The organism is Streptomyces sp. NPDC002209, from assembly GCF_042890265.1.
Classification (GTDB): domain Bacteria; phylum Actinomycetota; class Actinomycetes; order Streptomycetales; family Streptomycetaceae; genus Streptomyces.
Genome location: NZ_JBIARX010000009.1, coordinates 284,351 through 297,445, shown reverse-complemented (window position 1 = coordinate 297,445; position 13,095 = coordinate 284,351). Strand labels below are relative to the sequence as shown.

The following is a 13,095-nucleotide window of genomic DNA, read 5'->3' as shown; positions in this document are numbered from 1 at the left end:
ACCATGATCAGAGGGTGGCAGCGCGCAGCACGAGCAGGGCTACGGAAGCCATGGTGAGGACCGCCGCCGGAGGCGCGCCCTTGCGGTCGCCGACGCGCAGGTGGAAGGCAACCGCCCCGGCGAAATAGAGCGTCAGGCCGATCGCGGCGGCGACTCCGAGGGGTCCCCACCAGAGTCCGGCGATCCCACCGGCCGCGCCAGCGATCTGAGCGCCGATCAGGAAAGCCATCATGCTCTGCGGCACTCCGAGGGCGGACATCTGCTCGGTGATGTGCCGCGTCCGCAGGGACTTGGCCCCGGCCGATACCAGGAGAACCGCCGACATGAGCACGGTGACGACGGCAAGGGAGACGAACATGGCTGAAACCTCAATCATGCGAGATGCGGGTAAGGGGCGTGCGCACCTCGACGACGATAGGCGGCCGCTAGGTACCTACAGGTAACCTTCGGGGCATGAGCCTGCGACCCGGAATTGCCTTCCTCGCGGACTGTCCCGCCCTCCTGGCCATGGAGATCATCGCCAGCAAGTGGTCAATGGTCACGCTCTTCGCGCTGACCGATGGCCCGTTGCGACACGGTGAGTTGGTAGAGCTGAGCGGTGGCATCTCGCGCAAGGTACTGACCCAGACGCTGCGCCGACTCCAGGCCAACGGGCTCGTCGAGCGGCACGCGTACGCCGAGGCGCCGCCGCGCGTGGAGTACGGCCTGACCGATCTCGGGCGGACCCTGGAGGAGCCCATCAGAATGCTCACCGCATGGGCGCGGGAGAACGGCGAGGCGGTCGTCACCTTTCGGGAAGCCGCCGAGGCGGCCAGGACCATCGAGGCGGACCGGGCGACCCCGGTGTGAAGACCCCTCCTGTTGATGAGAAGTCGCGGGCGAGCCTTCCTGCACCGTGGACGTTCGGAGCCGACCCCTACCGCGTCGAACTGCGCTGCTCCGCCGACCACCTGGGGCTTGACGGAACTGCGCTCCTGCGGCTGGTGGAAAACCGGGCTTGGAATTGTCCTTGGTGGAATCTGGGTCCCAGGGGCCGGGCCGGTGGTGTGACCGGAGTCAACCGCTGGCTCGCAGGATCCCCTCCTCCACGAGGGCTGCGGCGAGCTCCACCTTCTCGTCGTTGCTCAGACTGCCCGCTAGCTCGCGCACGTAGAAGGCGCCGGTGTGTGCGACGAACTCCAGTGCGTCGGCGGCGACGTCGTTCACGCTGATCAGGATCTCACCGTCCGGCGCGAGGAGATGGACCTCGCTTCCCTCCGCCTGGACGCTTTGTCGCCCCGCCTGCTCGTTCACCAGCCGGCGACGCAGCGTCAAGGTTCGACCGTCGTACCAAACATCGGGCAGCTCCTCGCCGAACGTCTCTTCGTACTGGTCCTTGAACTGAGGGAACGTAGCCGTGGGGCGCTCTGGCAGGGCGCCCTCCGCCGACGTCGGCACAGGCGCGTTGCTGGGCGCGTGATGGACGTAGCGGCCGAAGTACCGCTCGCAGAAGTCCTGGTACTGCACTGTGAACAGAATGAACTGGTGCCATGCTTCGTCGACCCGGAGCGAGTGCATCTGCCATGACCGCTCGGCATGCTCGTGCACCAGCACGCAGTACCGTTTGACCTCCCTGAAGAGGAGCTCCGCCTCGGCTTGCGAGTCGACGATCTTCTCCTTGAGCAGCTTCTCGATCAGGTACGGGGCTGGATGGGCCACGGCTGTGGACCGGTCGGCGGTCCGCAGGCTCAGAACCACCGCTTACTCCGGGCTGGGCACGGATAGGTCCTGCAGCAGTGGCGGGTGAGACGTGCAAATGCCGCACGGGCTGTGGCAGGGTTGGCAGGGTGAATGGCAGTCATCTGCGGACTCCGCGCGCTGCCGCCGGGTGATGCGCAGCCGACCGTCCGACGACGGGGGAACAACCGCGCCGTAGATGTCCGCCACGCTCTCCTGCCGGCGTCGGGCGGCCGAACCGTAGATGTCGGCGACGCTCTCCTGACGGCGTCGGACGACGGTGGCATCGGACTTGAGCCAGAGCACGGACCCGCCGAAAGGCAGCAGCTGCCCCGGAGCCTCCTCGACGTGCAGCACCTCTGAACGGCGGATCTCGACGCACTGCGAGAGGTTGTAGAGGCTCGCGTACAGCAGGATGTGGTCGCCGCTGCTCGCCGAACCGATGTAGCCGCAGAACACCTTCACGTTCGCCCCGTGCGGCTGCAGGACTCGTAGTAGCGGATGCTCCGGAATGGACGTACTGGCTTCTTTGGCAGCCAACGTTCTTCCTTCTCTCGCTCTAGAGGTCTCCCCCTGAAGTTCCGACCGTAGGACCCGTAACCACGAATCCGCCGCCGACGCCACCGGTGCGTCAGCCAATTCCACTAAGCGGCACCGCCCTTCGGCTCATCACAGATGCCGGACATGGGGCCGCGCGGCGCGGATGATGCGGGTAGCCATCGGGGGCCCACCACCACGCCCGGCGTCGCGGACGGTGTCCACGCCGACGACATCCAGGCCGGCTCGCGCGAGCAGGCGTTCCCACAGTGGGAGGTCCAGGACCCACCGCTCCATCGTCGTCGGAGTCCCGTCGGCCAGGACGGTGGGGAGTTGGGCGGAACGAACCCGGCTCTCGCAGGCTTGGCCGTTGCGATAGTGGCCCAGAGTAGAAAATACGAGCGTCCCACCAGGGCGGAGGCTCGCGGTGACGGCCGGGAGGAGGCGGCGAGGATCGGTGAAGTCCAGGGCGCCGAAGACGCTGTAAACGAGGTCGAAGGTAGAGGGACGCTCGACGAGGTAGGAGGTGGCCTCGGCGAGGACCATGCGGAGCCGTGGAACGTTGCCGTACGACCGGCGGCAGCGCTCGTGCATGGAGGCGGACGCGTCGAGCGCGGTCACCTCGCAGGCCGTGCTGGTTCTGGCAAGGTGGGCGGCTTGGCGTCCGGTGCCGGCGCCTACCTCGATGACGGCCCTGCCGTCGAGGGAGCCGAGGAGTTCGGCACCCGGCCCGTTGCGCTGGTACCAGTCCCAGTGGAAGGTACCGTCCATCCCCGCAGCCCGGTCGGCCCGGGACCGGCGGGCGCCGTAGCGCTGCCAGAGGTCGGGGCTGGTGTCCTGCGAGGGTGGCGGCACGGGGCTCATCCTTGCCCCCTGACAGCGATCGACAACGGCATCGACACGTCGTATCCACCCGAAGAGTGCACAGCGGCGCCATGTCCCCTCCCGGACCGGCAAACGCTTGACGACCATCAGAACGTGCGGAACCCGGCCCCGCCGATCAGGCGCGTCGGTTCAGGGCTCTGGTCAACTCGCGGTTGGCCGCTCGGCCAGCCTCCAGCTCATCGGCACCCTCATCGAGCTGACCTTGAATATTGGTGAGGATCTGCTCCGGATACCCACCGACCCCATATCGGCAGCATGTTCGATGACTGCTCTGCACCAGTCACATGCGCGAAAGGTCATGCCTTGGCGCCGGACAAGCCACTGGTGACGACGATGGCGGCCACATCGCCGTTCTCCGTCCGCCCCAACCAGACGATGCCGCCTGACTCCGCTCCGAACGTCACCAGGTCGGCTTGTTGCGCCTCGTCACTGATCCGCTCGCACCCGTCCGCCAGCTGCCCGCTTCCACGCGGCTCCCACCGCCCGTCCACGCACGTGCGAAAGGGTGCGGACAGGGTCGTCCACGCGCCGGCGTCGGCGAAGCAGCCGACGTTGTGGTCTGCTGCGAACCGAGGTTCCTCCCTGGGCGGAAGAAGGTCGATGTCGTCATCGACGCCCAGGCCCATTTCCCACCCGACCACAGGGTCATCGCTGATGTGCAGGCGCGTCGCTGCGCACTCCACACCGTCGAACTGCTCGCCGAAGAACTCGTAGGGGCCCGCCGTCCACGCGATCTCCACCGGGTAGACGCCCGGGGGAATGCGCACCGCCAGCTCCCGAGGGGGCCTCGTCGGCACCGCTTGCGCGTACCTCCAGGTGTCATCGTCATCCCACGGCGCATCGACAACAAGACGGCCACTCGGCACACGAAGAGTGGTCACCTCCTCGATGCCCGTCACAACGATGGGCGTCGTCGGATCGTCGTACACCGTCCCCAGGTGAGCGCCGGGCGTGAAAGCCGCCTCCAGGTACCAGGCGGCCTCAGGCCCGGCCGCCAGCCGCGCGTCCCCGACCCACTTCATGTCTCACCCCTCCTCACCGCCCAGGCGGACGGCCAACCGAAAGGTACGTGGCCCAGCTGACATCGGCACCTCCCACACCAGCGGCGCGATGCCGACCCGGGCGTCGTCGTAGACGGTGCAGGACTCCATCGGCCACGGCAAGCTCAGCGAGGTGCTCCAGCTGGGCGACGGTGGTCTGGGGGTCGGCGATGCGGGGGGTGCGGGACGGACTCTTCGACGAGGAACCTGCACGCCGCCTGCTTTTCGGCGCACCCACCGAGCTGCGCCCCCAGGTGGGGGGATGGAGAACGACCACGACCCGGTTCGTGCTGCCCCGGAACGCTCCCGTCCCGGCCGCCGGGCAAGGGGCGTGAGCGGGGGTCGGGTCAGCGCCAGGTGTTGGTGTCCACGATCTCCCCGGTCTCCAGGTCGATGCGGCCGTGGAAGTCGCCTGCGTTGCGCGTAACCATGATCATTAGTGGTCGCCCGTCCTGCGGGAAGGCGTCGTAGAAGCCGTGGACATCGTCCGGATTGCTGAGCAGGTCTCGTGGGGGGTGCAGCCGGAACCGCTCCGTGCCATCGGCCCGGTAAACCACTGCGTTGTCTGACGGGGTGAAAGGGGCACTGTTGACGGCTTCCACCACCAGCACCAAAGTCTCGTCGTATTCCCGCCACGTCATGACGGCCTGCGGCGGAAGTGTGTACGTCGTCTCGACATCCCCGGCGGGGCCGCTCCATCGGACCGTGGTGTCACCCTCGGCCCAATCGACCACGACGTCCGGTTCTTCGGCTGTCACTGGGGGATCTCCCCCGGTGGGGCCGACTGGTATCAGCCGGGCTCGATCTTCGAATTCCATGATCTCTATCTGAGTCCCGCCGCCGGGTAGATGGCCAAGCTTGGGGTCGATCTGGGGCCCTATGATGCTCTCCTGGACGAGGATCGGGTCGCCGTCCGAGATGCGATGGCACTGCAGTGGTGAGACGTCCGGCTTCCAGTCGGTCCGAACCGCCATCTGCTCCCGCACGAATAGCACTCGCTTGCACAGGAGCGAGAAGCCGGAACGGTGAAGGAAAGCAGACATCGCAAGGTGGTGGAGCTGCAGAGCCGCGGCTGGACCGATGACCGGATCACAGCCGAACTCGGGATACCCCGCGCCGCATTCCCCCTGGCCATGCCCGGCCGAGCCGCGTGCATCGCCCTGTCCCTGCCCGCCCACCTCCACCCCGGCTACTGCAGACCGCGCACACCCTCAGCCAACACTCCGCCGGGATCCTCCTGGCCCTCCAACTCGCCGACACCGCCGACACCGCCGACATCAGCCCGAACAGCCGACCCGCCGGAAGCAGCCTGGGCCCCTGGCCGGCAGACAGCGCAGTCGCTTTCGCCCTGCCCTAGGAACTGTCCAAGCGATCTTGGAGGCCAACAACGGTGCCTGACGCCCGTGAATCTCATTGTCGAAGGTCTCGTCGAGTGAGGTAGAAGGGCGGTATGGATGCTGCCGTACTTGAACAGATGCTGGACGAGACCTTCGATCACGCCGTCGTGCACCACGGATACACCAACTACATGCGCGACTACGAGGTCATCGTCTACGCGACGGCGGATCCCCGTACCGGCATCACGCCATCCCACCTGCGGTATCTCTTCCGGTACTGCGTCGAGGCCCGATGCGAGACCTCAGTGCCGGCGGAGACCTGGCGGGTCTCTTTGGACGACCGGCTCATCGACCACGAAACCGGTGTCGATCTCGACGGATACGTCTGGGGTGTGAAGTGGCACTGCCTGTACCCGGGAGCCAGGCTTCTCCCCGAGTCGGAGGCGACCCGCCGCTGGTCGAAGGCCCTCGGGATCGACTTCCACGAGGTTCGCATTGAGACCAACGCGCACAACCTCACTCTGCTCTTTTCCGAGCTTCAGGTGAGCGAGGTCCCGGTCGGGTACGCGCCCTTCGTCACGGAGTAGTGATCAGGGCTCGTCTGATCTTGCGACCGACGTCTGTCCGGGTCGCTTCTCCTGTCATGGGGCGGGGCGATCTGAGTGATGCGGCGTGGGAACGGCTGCGGCCGTTCCTGCCGGTCAGCAACAGGCGTTGTGGCAGGTGGCGGGACCACAGGCAGGCGATCGACGGGATTCTGCACCGGGTCCGGACCGGAGTCCGGAGAAGACCGACAGCCAGGCCGCCCGCCTACGCAAAGGCTCACGAGGCGGGCGGCCACCCGGCTTCGACGAAGAAGCGCAACACCATCGAACGGGCCATCAACCAACTGAAACAGCACCGGGCCGTAGCTACCCGATACGACAAGCGCCGCTACGTCTACCTCGGCACCGCAACCGCCGCGGCCTTCGCCGTTGTTATCCCGGCCCGCAGATGCTCGAGGAACTCGAAAAGGATCTGGGAGGCCGGGCTGGGCGAGGCTCCCCGGGCCAGCAGCCGCAGGTAGTCCGCCCGGCCGAGGATGCCCATAGCCTCAGCGTCGTCCGGATCCACACCGGCCATCCCCGAATCGGTCAAGGCCATGTGAATCAGGCCAGCCGCAGCGCGACGCCGTCCGCCGCGTACAGCGGTCCGAGCGACCTCGTGCAACGTCCTTCCCGGCCGGGCCTCGGCATACCTCACACCAGGGCGCTCGGGGATGCCGATCAGCTCGAGGAACGGCCCAACGGGACGGCCCCGCCGCAGGCCCGGTAGTGAACGGCTCCACCAAGTAGCGCACCCAGGCACAGCACGGCCCAGCTACGACAATCGAAGAGCTTGACAATCTGTAGAACTTCACTGCATCGCTTGCTGGTCGTGGCCGTGCAAGTCCATGTGGTGTGAGTGGGTTGGGGATGAGCCGCTGCCTAGTCCCAGCCGCTGATGCCGGACTGCCCGGGGAACAGGCCCTTGCAGTCCCCGAACCGAATGCTGTCGTTCTGCGAAGACGTGCGTTCGCATCGCTGCCTGTCGTTCTCAGGCCCGCTGTCCCCACAGGAGGAGGCGAGAACCGCTACGAGGAAGACGGCGACGATGAGACCGCATCCGATCTGGAAACACCCGGGACCCGGCGCTGCGGACGGCGTTGTCGACATGGGAGAACTCCGACTTGTGGCCCGCGGACGGGCGAGGATGGATGCCCGGCGTACTCCCGAGGACGGAGGCGCGGAGATGCTGGCATGGGAAACCCTCCCCCGCCGGGTCCGCAACGGGGCTGAGCGAACCCGGCGCCGTCCAAGCCCCCGACGTCAGCGCCCGTACCGCTGGCACGGCCTCCCTCGGGGGAATCGCGGTCGGGCATGCGGTTGGGGCGGCCACAGGCGCCAGGCACGCTCATCGAGCACGCGGCCACGCCGCGGTGCGTCATTGCTCGCAGGACGGCCGGACGCGGAGCAGCTCGGTCCGCAGCACGGGTGCGCCGTCGACCGGTGCCGGGTCCTGCGCGGTCGGTTCGATGCCTCCGGCGGCGACTTTGTCGAGTGTCGTCAGGCCGTCGGCGCCGACCGTGCCGAACACCGTGTAGTTCGGTCGCAGCGCGGAGTCGCCGTATACGACGAAGAACTGTGAACCGTTCGTGTTCGGGCCGGCGTTGGCCATCGCCAGCAGGCCGCGCCCGTAGAGGCGACGTGCGCCGGTCGGATCGGTCGGTGCCGGCGGCAGGTCCACCGGCAGCTCGTCCTTGTACTTGTACCCGGGCCCGCCCTCACCGGTACCGGTCGGGTCGCCGCACTGCAGGACCTTCAGCGTCGGGTACGCCGTCAGACGGTGGCACACCGTACGGTCGTAGAACCCATGCCGTGCCAGGTGCAGGAAACTCTGGACCGTGCACGGCGCCTTGGCCCGGTCCAAGTGCAGCGGGAGCGGGCCCTGGCTGGTCGGAACAGCCATGTCAACCGTGCCACGGCTGGGGGTGCGCCGCGGGTCAGGCGGCAGCGGAACAGAGCGCGCCGGCGGCTCGTCCGGGGTCTGTGTGTACTGGCAAGGGCCATGCGTGGTGCGCGGCGGAGCACCGTCGGAAGCGGTGGCGACACTCCCTCCGGACACGACTAACCCCACGGCCGCGAATGCGCTGATCAGTGCCCGTTTCATCTCGCACGCCTCCCGATGATCGCCAAGTTTCGGAGCGGTCGCAGTCTAGGGCGTGGGCTTGGTCCGCGGGGATGGTTTACGGCAGGAGGCCGGCCCGGCCGACCCCGAGGTCCTCGCCCTCCAGCTGACGCCCCTGCTCGACGGAGCCACTGGCGCTGTAGGACTCGGCCGCACCATAGGCCCCAAACAGCCCTCACGCCGCTTCGACGCCGTCCGAAGCGTCACACCGGCCGCCTCCGCCATCACCCGCACATACAGCAACGACACCGACCCCCGCCCCTGCTCCACCGCCAACAACCGACGCACCACCACACCCCGCGCCAACCAGCCGTCCTCACCCATACCCCCCAGCACACACCGGCCTTGGCCGGCCGCACACAGAAACGGGCATTCCCATGACAGCCACCCGCCATGCTGACGACCAACCAGTGCCACCAACTCGCCCTTTCACAGTCGCTCTTGGGCGCGCGGTCCTGCGGCGGCACCGACGGGGCCGGCGCCCATCAGTGCGCGGTGGGAGACCGGCGCCAGCACGGCCACACCGGCGGGCATCAGCACCCGGGCCACCGCCCCCGTACCAGTGGCCACGAAATCGTCCTGGGCGGCGCCGTACCGAGGCGGGCCTGAGCCCGCCGCGCCCAGGCCGAGGCCGAGCGCGCTGCCGATCGGCCAGCGCCGTACGTCCACGGCCGACTTCCTCTCCCGGGGCGGGGCGCGCTCATCGTCTCGTACCCCTACTGACAACGACCCCACCCGCACGCAGGACCCGGGCAGCCGGGCAACCGGGCGAGGGATGCAGGCCGTCCCGGTCCCGCGCGGGCGCGGCCGCGACTACCGGGTGCTGGCGCGCCCTGGCCGGGCGTGGCGGAGGTTCGGGGTGGTGCGGCGCACGGCAAGAGCGCCACCGGCTCTCGCCGCCTTCTTCATCCGGTCAGCAAGGCGACCCGAAGAAGCGACCCCGGAAAGACCAGGCCCCTCATCCGCGCATCTGCTACTCAGAAGTACAAAATAGCTAGGTAGATGCACGGCTGAAGGGCTGTTATAGTCCGCATGCGCTACTCGGGACAGGGTGGCGAGATGGCCGGTCCGAACCCCAGGTCTGCCCCTGAGCGGCGTACATCCGCGAGGCAGTCAGCCGTTGTGATGCCGTGGCAATTCCGCACCGACGATGCCCCTGCGCCTCTTCCGCTCCGTACCGCCCATGGCCGCCTCTGAGGCCCATCACCCGTGCACCGCTCGTCGCTTATCGCCCATCAGATGGGGAGATCCACATGAACGCAGGACTTCTTCGCCGCTTCGCCACAGGCAGGACGGTCCTCCTGGGTGCCGCTCTGGCCCTGGCCGTACCGGGCACCGCGTACGCCAACACCGTGAGCGTGACCGTGAAGACCCCCGGTGCCACCAGTGGCCCTGCCTCCGCCAACTCCGAGATATCGACCCACGCGGACTGTTCCGGCGGTCTGATCTCCGGTGGGGGTATCAACCAGGCCATCGGCACCGGTTCCAGCGTGAACGGCAACCACGTCAACGGCACCTCGCCCAGCTCCGATGGCACCACCGAGTACACCGGCTCCACCGGCGTCGTCGGCACCGATGTGACGCACTGGCTCGGCATCGGCGGCAGCGGAGGGCAGGTCAACGCCTCCTTCTCCACCACTCCTTACGCCATGTGCTTCACCAGCAACCTGATCAATCACACCCAGGTCGTCATGAACAAGGCCAACACCCCCACCGCCGGCGCGACCGCGGGCCTCGTCACGGCGACCTGCCCGGCCAACACCCGCCTGCTCGGCGGCGGCGCCCGCACCACCCCGGGCAACACGGGCAGCTTGAAGGCGATCGCGAGCTTCCCCACCTTCAACAACTCCGCGCACTCCTTCGGCGCGAAGGCCGCGGCGGACGGAGAGACGAACCCCGACTCCTGGTCGGCGGTCGGCTGGGACTCCGGCGCCAACGGCGCCAACTACACCTATGCCTACGCGATCTGCAGCGGAAGCGGCATCAACGTCAGCGGCACCACCGTGAAGGTTCGCTACACCGAGGTCAGCGGCCCGACCACCGGAAGCACCGGCCAGACGGCGACCGTGGGCTGCGGCCAGGGCGACGGGAACCTGGTCAGCGGCGGTGCCGCGATCAGCGGAGGCAGCGTGACCACCACCAATTTCACCGGGCCGGGTTCGGGCGGCGACCACCTCAACGGCAGCTTCCCCAGCACCTCCGGCGGCGCCGCGGTCAGCGACGGGACCACCACGGCGGCGTACTGGACGGCCTCCGCCCACACCGGAGGCCAGTCCTCTCCCAGCACCTACACCGACGCCTGGGCGCTGTGCGCCAACGACGGTGTCTGAGGCAGCCGTTCCCGACAGCCCGATCACCGACCGTGCACATGAACAGACGAGAGAGACCCCTATGAGCACGCAATTCCGGCGGGGCTCCGCCGCGGGCAAGGCCCTGATCCTGGCCGCCCTGCTCACCGTCGCGGTGCCGGGAGCCGCGTACGCCAAGACCGCCGACGTCACCGTCGTCACCCCCGGACCCACCATGGGCCCCCCGACCCCCTTCACCGGGGTCTCCTCACACGCCGACTGCCCCGACGGCCTCATCTCCGGCGGCGGGGCCGACCAGGCCATCGGCAGCGACGAGATGTCCAACGGCAACCACGTGATGGGCATGGTGCCCAGCGCCGACGGCGCCACCGAGTACATCGACACGCCCGGGATCGTCGGCACCGACGCCACGCACTGGATGGCGTTCGGCGGAAGCGGGAGCCGCAGCAGCGACGCCTTCTCCACCACCCCGTACGCGATCTGCCTCAACAGCAACCTGATCAGGCACACCCAGGTGGTCATGAACAAGGCTCAGGGGCCGTCCGCCGGGCTGTCCTCCAAGCTCGTGACGGCGAGCTGCCCTGCCAACACCGTCCTCATCGGCGGCGGCGCCCGCACCACCCCGGCCAGCGTCGGCAGCCTCAAACCGATCGCCAGCTTCCCCACCTTCAACGACGCCGACCACCACTTCGGCTCGATCGCAGCGGGGGACGGCGAGCGCAACCCCGACTCCTGGACGGCGGTCGGCGGGATCGGCGGCGGACGCGGCGAGGACAACATGACCTACGCCTACGCGATCTGCAGCACGGACGACATCGACCTCAAGCACGTCTCCACAACGGTCCACTTCACCGAGGTCAGCGGCCCGAACACAGCCTCCACGGGCGAGAGCGCGACAGCCGGCTGCTCCCGAGGGGAAGGGCAGCTGGTCAGCGGCGGCGCTGCGATCAGCGGCGGCAACGTGACCACGACCGACTTCAGCAAGGCCACCTCGGGCGGCCCCCACCTCAACGGCAGCTTCCCCAGCGACGCCGCCGGCACCCCGGTCGGCGACCAGGGCGCCAACCCGTCGTACTGGACGGCAGCCACCCACAGCGGTGGTTCACCCTCCCAGGGCAGCTACTCCGACGTCTGGGCGCTCTGCCTGGACGTGCAGCACGGGCACAAGCGCTAGCTTCCCGAGCAACCGCACCGCAGCGGCCCCTCCTGCCCCAGGAGGGGCCGATCGTCGGGACACGGGGACGACCCGGGGCATCCTCGAGGCGGGCCGTGACGGTTCCTGCACCTGCCACAGGCTCCGCACTGCGGCCGCCGTGGACCGCTCACTGCCGCAAAGGGGCCGTCCCGGTCACCGGCGCTCTCGACGTTGAACCAGTAGTCCCCCGCGGCCAGGTACCGGAACGAGTGCGTGCTGGCGGGTGGCAGCTCGAGCGTGACAGCCCGCTTTCCGTCCTTGCGCGGGTGCCACGCATCACCCTCCCGCCACGATCCGTATCCGAAATGGTGCGGAACACGACGCTTCGTGTCAGCGTGAGCGGCAGGAATCCGCACCCCAGCGCAGCAAGGGAGTCACCGTCATGGGCGGTAGGCAGGACAAGCGCCAAGAGCCGGGCAAGGGCCGCGAGGAGCAGCAGCGTCCTCACGGGCCCGGCCAGGACCCGGTCCATCCCGAGCCCGGCACTCCGTCCCGCGGCAAGAGCCCCGAGGAGATCAAGCGCCGTGAGGAAGATCTGCTGCGCGAGGAGCGCGACCTGCGCGACGAGGACTTCTGACAGCACAGCCATCCCACGCACGCAGAGCCCGGCCGGGCGCCCCGAGGCACCCGGCCGGGCTCTGTCACGGCCTGTAGGCAGGCCCGGACTGCGTCCCAGCAAGGGTGGTTAACCCAGCTAGCGCGGCGGGGGGCGGAGGCGGCGTCGGCGGCGGGGCGGGGCGGGGCGGTTCATGGCGAGGGCATTGGCGTTGCCGATGAGCGGGCCGAGGCTGGAGACCAGCACGAAACAGCCCCGTGCAGACCGGACCGGTACCAGTTCAGGGTTGCCGGGCAGGCCGGTGGCCGAGCATGGCCAGGCCTGCGGTGACGAGGGTGTGGATGGAAAGCTTCGGACGAGGTAGCGGCCGTTGCTCGGACATCCGCACCCGATTCGGCCCTGTCCTGCATGAGCGTGCTCATACAGGACAGGGCCGAAGGCTTCATTCAGCAGGCGACGGGGCGAAGCCGTTCCGGAGACCGTGCCCGCCTGCCCCTTGCCCTCCCGGAGGGCTACCGCCCTGCACAGTCCGGCTGACGCTCGCGGAGGGTCAGACCGTCTCAAGGATCGGCCAGCGGCCGCTCTTGGTGATGGGCGCGGGCTCGACCTTGAAACTGGTTCCGGCGTCGTTGGTCTTGCAACACTGGTCGCCCTTGAAGAACCAGTAGCCGCCGTCGTGATGAGTGACCGCGTCGAGATCGCTGGTGAACTGACCTGCCATGAGAGTGCCTCCAGTGGCCGATGAGATGGCCTGCTGGGTCCGGCCGGCCAGCACGGTCGTCCCACCGGCCACGTTCGGACAACCCTCGCCTTC

15 protein-coding genes and 2 pseudogenes are annotated in these 13,095 nt (G+C 68.5%); 7 read left to right on the top strand and 10 right to left on the bottom strand.

Annotated elements, in window-relative coordinates:
- Positions 1 to 7: 7 nt before the first annotated feature.
- Positions 8 to 358 carry a DoxX family protein gene (locus ACFYXK_RS20455; RefSeq protein ID WP_389412395.1) on the bottom strand — a complete coding sequence of 117 codons (351 nt, stop codon included), beginning with the start codon at positions 356 to 358 and terminating at the stop codon, positions 8 to 10.
- Positions 359 to 453: 95 nt separating this feature from the next.
- On the opposite strand from ACFYXK_RS20455, the gene ACFYXK_RS20450 reads away from it, so the two are divergent.
- Positions 454 to 849 (top strand): winged helix-turn-helix transcriptional regulator, encoded by a 396-nt coding sequence (locus tag ACFYXK_RS20450; protein WP_389412394.1) that lies wholly within the window; start codon positions 454 to 456, stop codon positions 847 to 849.
- A gap of 207 nt (positions 850 to 1,056) precedes the next feature.
- Here the strand turns inward: ACFYXK_RS20450 and ACFYXK_RS20445 are convergent, their stop codons facing one another.
- The 5 genes from ACFYXK_RS20445 to ACFYXK_RS20425 all read right to left on the bottom strand — a co-directional run bounded on the left by ACFYXK_RS20445 (position 1,057) and on the right by ACFYXK_RS20425 (position 5,221).
- Complete coding sequence (locus ACFYXK_RS20445) at positions 1,057 to 1,737, bottom strand: glycine-rich domain-containing protein (RefSeq protein ID WP_389412393.1); 681 nt, start codon at positions 1,735 to 1,737, stop codon at positions 1,057 to 1,059.
- Positions 1,738 to 1,740: 3 nt separating this feature from the next.
- The gene (locus tag ACFYXK_RS20440; RefSeq protein ID WP_389412392.1) at positions 1,741 to 2,256 is read right to left on the bottom strand and encodes a hypothetical protein; all 516 of its coding nucleotides are present in this window, start codon (positions 2,254 to 2,256) and stop codon (positions 1,741 to 1,743) included.
- 129 nt (positions 2,257 to 2,385) lie between these two features.
- Positions 2,386 to 3,108, bottom strand: coding sequence for a class I SAM-dependent methyltransferase (locus ACFYXK_RS20435; protein WP_389412391.1), 723 nt, complete (start codon positions 3,106 to 3,108; stop codon positions 2,386 to 2,388).
- Positions 3,109 to 3,434: 326 nt separating this feature from the next.
- Positions 3,435 to 4,160, bottom strand: a complete 726-nt coding sequence (locus ACFYXK_RS20430; protein ID WP_389412390.1) for a DUF4241 domain-containing protein — start codon at positions 4,158 to 4,160, stop codon at positions 3,435 to 3,437.
- A 365-nt stretch (positions 4,161 to 4,525) separates the two neighbouring features.
- On the bottom strand, positions 4,526 to 5,221 hold the full coding sequence (locus tag ACFYXK_RS20425; protein ID WP_389412389.1) for a hypothetical protein: 696 nt from the start codon (positions 5,219 to 5,221) through the stop codon (positions 4,526 to 4,528).
- Between the two features lie 407 nt (positions 5,222 to 5,628).
- Between ACFYXK_RS20425 and ACFYXK_RS20420 the strand changes: the two genes are divergently transcribed.
- The 3 genes and pseudogenes from ACFYXK_RS20420 to ACFYXK_RS20410 all read left to right on the top strand — a co-directional run.
- Entirely contained in the window at positions 5,629 to 6,102 is a 474-nt protein-coding gene (locus ACFYXK_RS20420) for a hypothetical protein (RefSeq protein ID WP_389412388.1), read from the top strand.
- 56 nt (positions 6,103 to 6,158) lie between these two features.
- Positions 6,159 to 6,293 (top strand): annotated as a pseudogene (locus ACFYXK_RS20415) (transposase); the annotation flags it as partial.
- A 2-nt stretch (positions 6,294 to 6,295) separates the two neighbouring features.
- Positions 6,296 to 6,482: pseudogene (locus ACFYXK_RS20410) on the top strand (IS5/IS1182 family transposase); the annotation flags it as partial.
- On the opposite strand, the gene ACFYXK_RS20405 reads toward ACFYXK_RS20410, so the two are convergent.
- The 3 genes from ACFYXK_RS20405 to ACFYXK_RS20395 all read right to left on the bottom strand — a co-directional run bounded on the left by ACFYXK_RS20405 (position 6,455) and on the right by ACFYXK_RS20395 (position 8,890).
- Complete coding sequence (locus tag ACFYXK_RS20405; protein ID WP_389412432.1) at positions 6,455 to 6,658, bottom strand: hypothetical protein; 204 nt, start codon at positions 6,656 to 6,658, stop codon at positions 6,455 to 6,457. The pseudogene ACFYXK_RS20410 and the gene ACFYXK_RS20405 sit on opposite strands and share 28 nt — an antisense overlap.
- An 819-nt stretch (positions 6,659 to 7,477) precedes the next feature.
- Entirely contained in the window at positions 7,478 to 8,002 is a 525-nt protein-coding gene (locus ACFYXK_RS20400) for a peptidylprolyl isomerase (RefSeq protein WP_389412387.1), read from the bottom strand.
- Between the two features lie 648 nt (positions 8,003 to 8,650).
- Complete coding sequence (locus ACFYXK_RS20395) at positions 8,651 to 8,890, bottom strand: hypothetical protein (RefSeq protein ID WP_389412386.1); 240 nt, start codon at positions 8,888 to 8,890, stop codon at positions 8,651 to 8,653.
- A 584-nt stretch (positions 8,891 to 9,474) separates the two neighbouring features.
- On the opposite strand from ACFYXK_RS20395, the gene ACFYXK_RS20390 reads away from it, so the two are divergent.
- The 3 genes from ACFYXK_RS20390 to ACFYXK_RS20380 all read left to right on the top strand — a co-directional run bounded on the left by ACFYXK_RS20390 (position 9,475) and on the right by ACFYXK_RS20380 (position 12,302).
- Positions 9,475 to 10,551, top strand: a complete 1,077-nt coding sequence (locus ACFYXK_RS20390; protein ID WP_389412385.1) for a hypothetical protein — start codon at positions 9,475 to 9,477, stop codon at positions 10,549 to 10,551.
- Between the two features lie 61 nt (positions 10,552 to 10,612).
- The gene (locus tag ACFYXK_RS20385; protein WP_389412384.1) at positions 10,613 to 11,704 is read left to right on the top strand and encodes a hypothetical protein; all 1,092 of its coding nucleotides are present in this window, start codon (positions 10,613 to 10,615) and stop codon (positions 11,702 to 11,704) included.
- A 403-nt stretch (positions 11,705 to 12,107) separates the two neighbouring features.
- On the top strand, positions 12,108 to 12,302 hold the full coding sequence (locus tag ACFYXK_RS20380; protein WP_389412383.1) for a hypothetical protein: 195 nt from the start codon (positions 12,108 to 12,110) through the stop codon (positions 12,300 to 12,302).
- A gap of 529 nt (positions 12,303 to 12,831) precedes the next feature.
- Here the strand turns inward: ACFYXK_RS20380 and ACFYXK_RS20375 are convergent.
- Complete coding sequence (locus tag ACFYXK_RS20375) at positions 12,832 to 13,002, bottom strand: hemopexin repeat-containing protein (RefSeq protein WP_389412382.1); 171 nt, start codon at positions 13,000 to 13,002, stop codon at positions 12,832 to 12,834.
- Between the last annotated feature and the right edge of the window lie 93 nt (positions 13,003 to 13,095).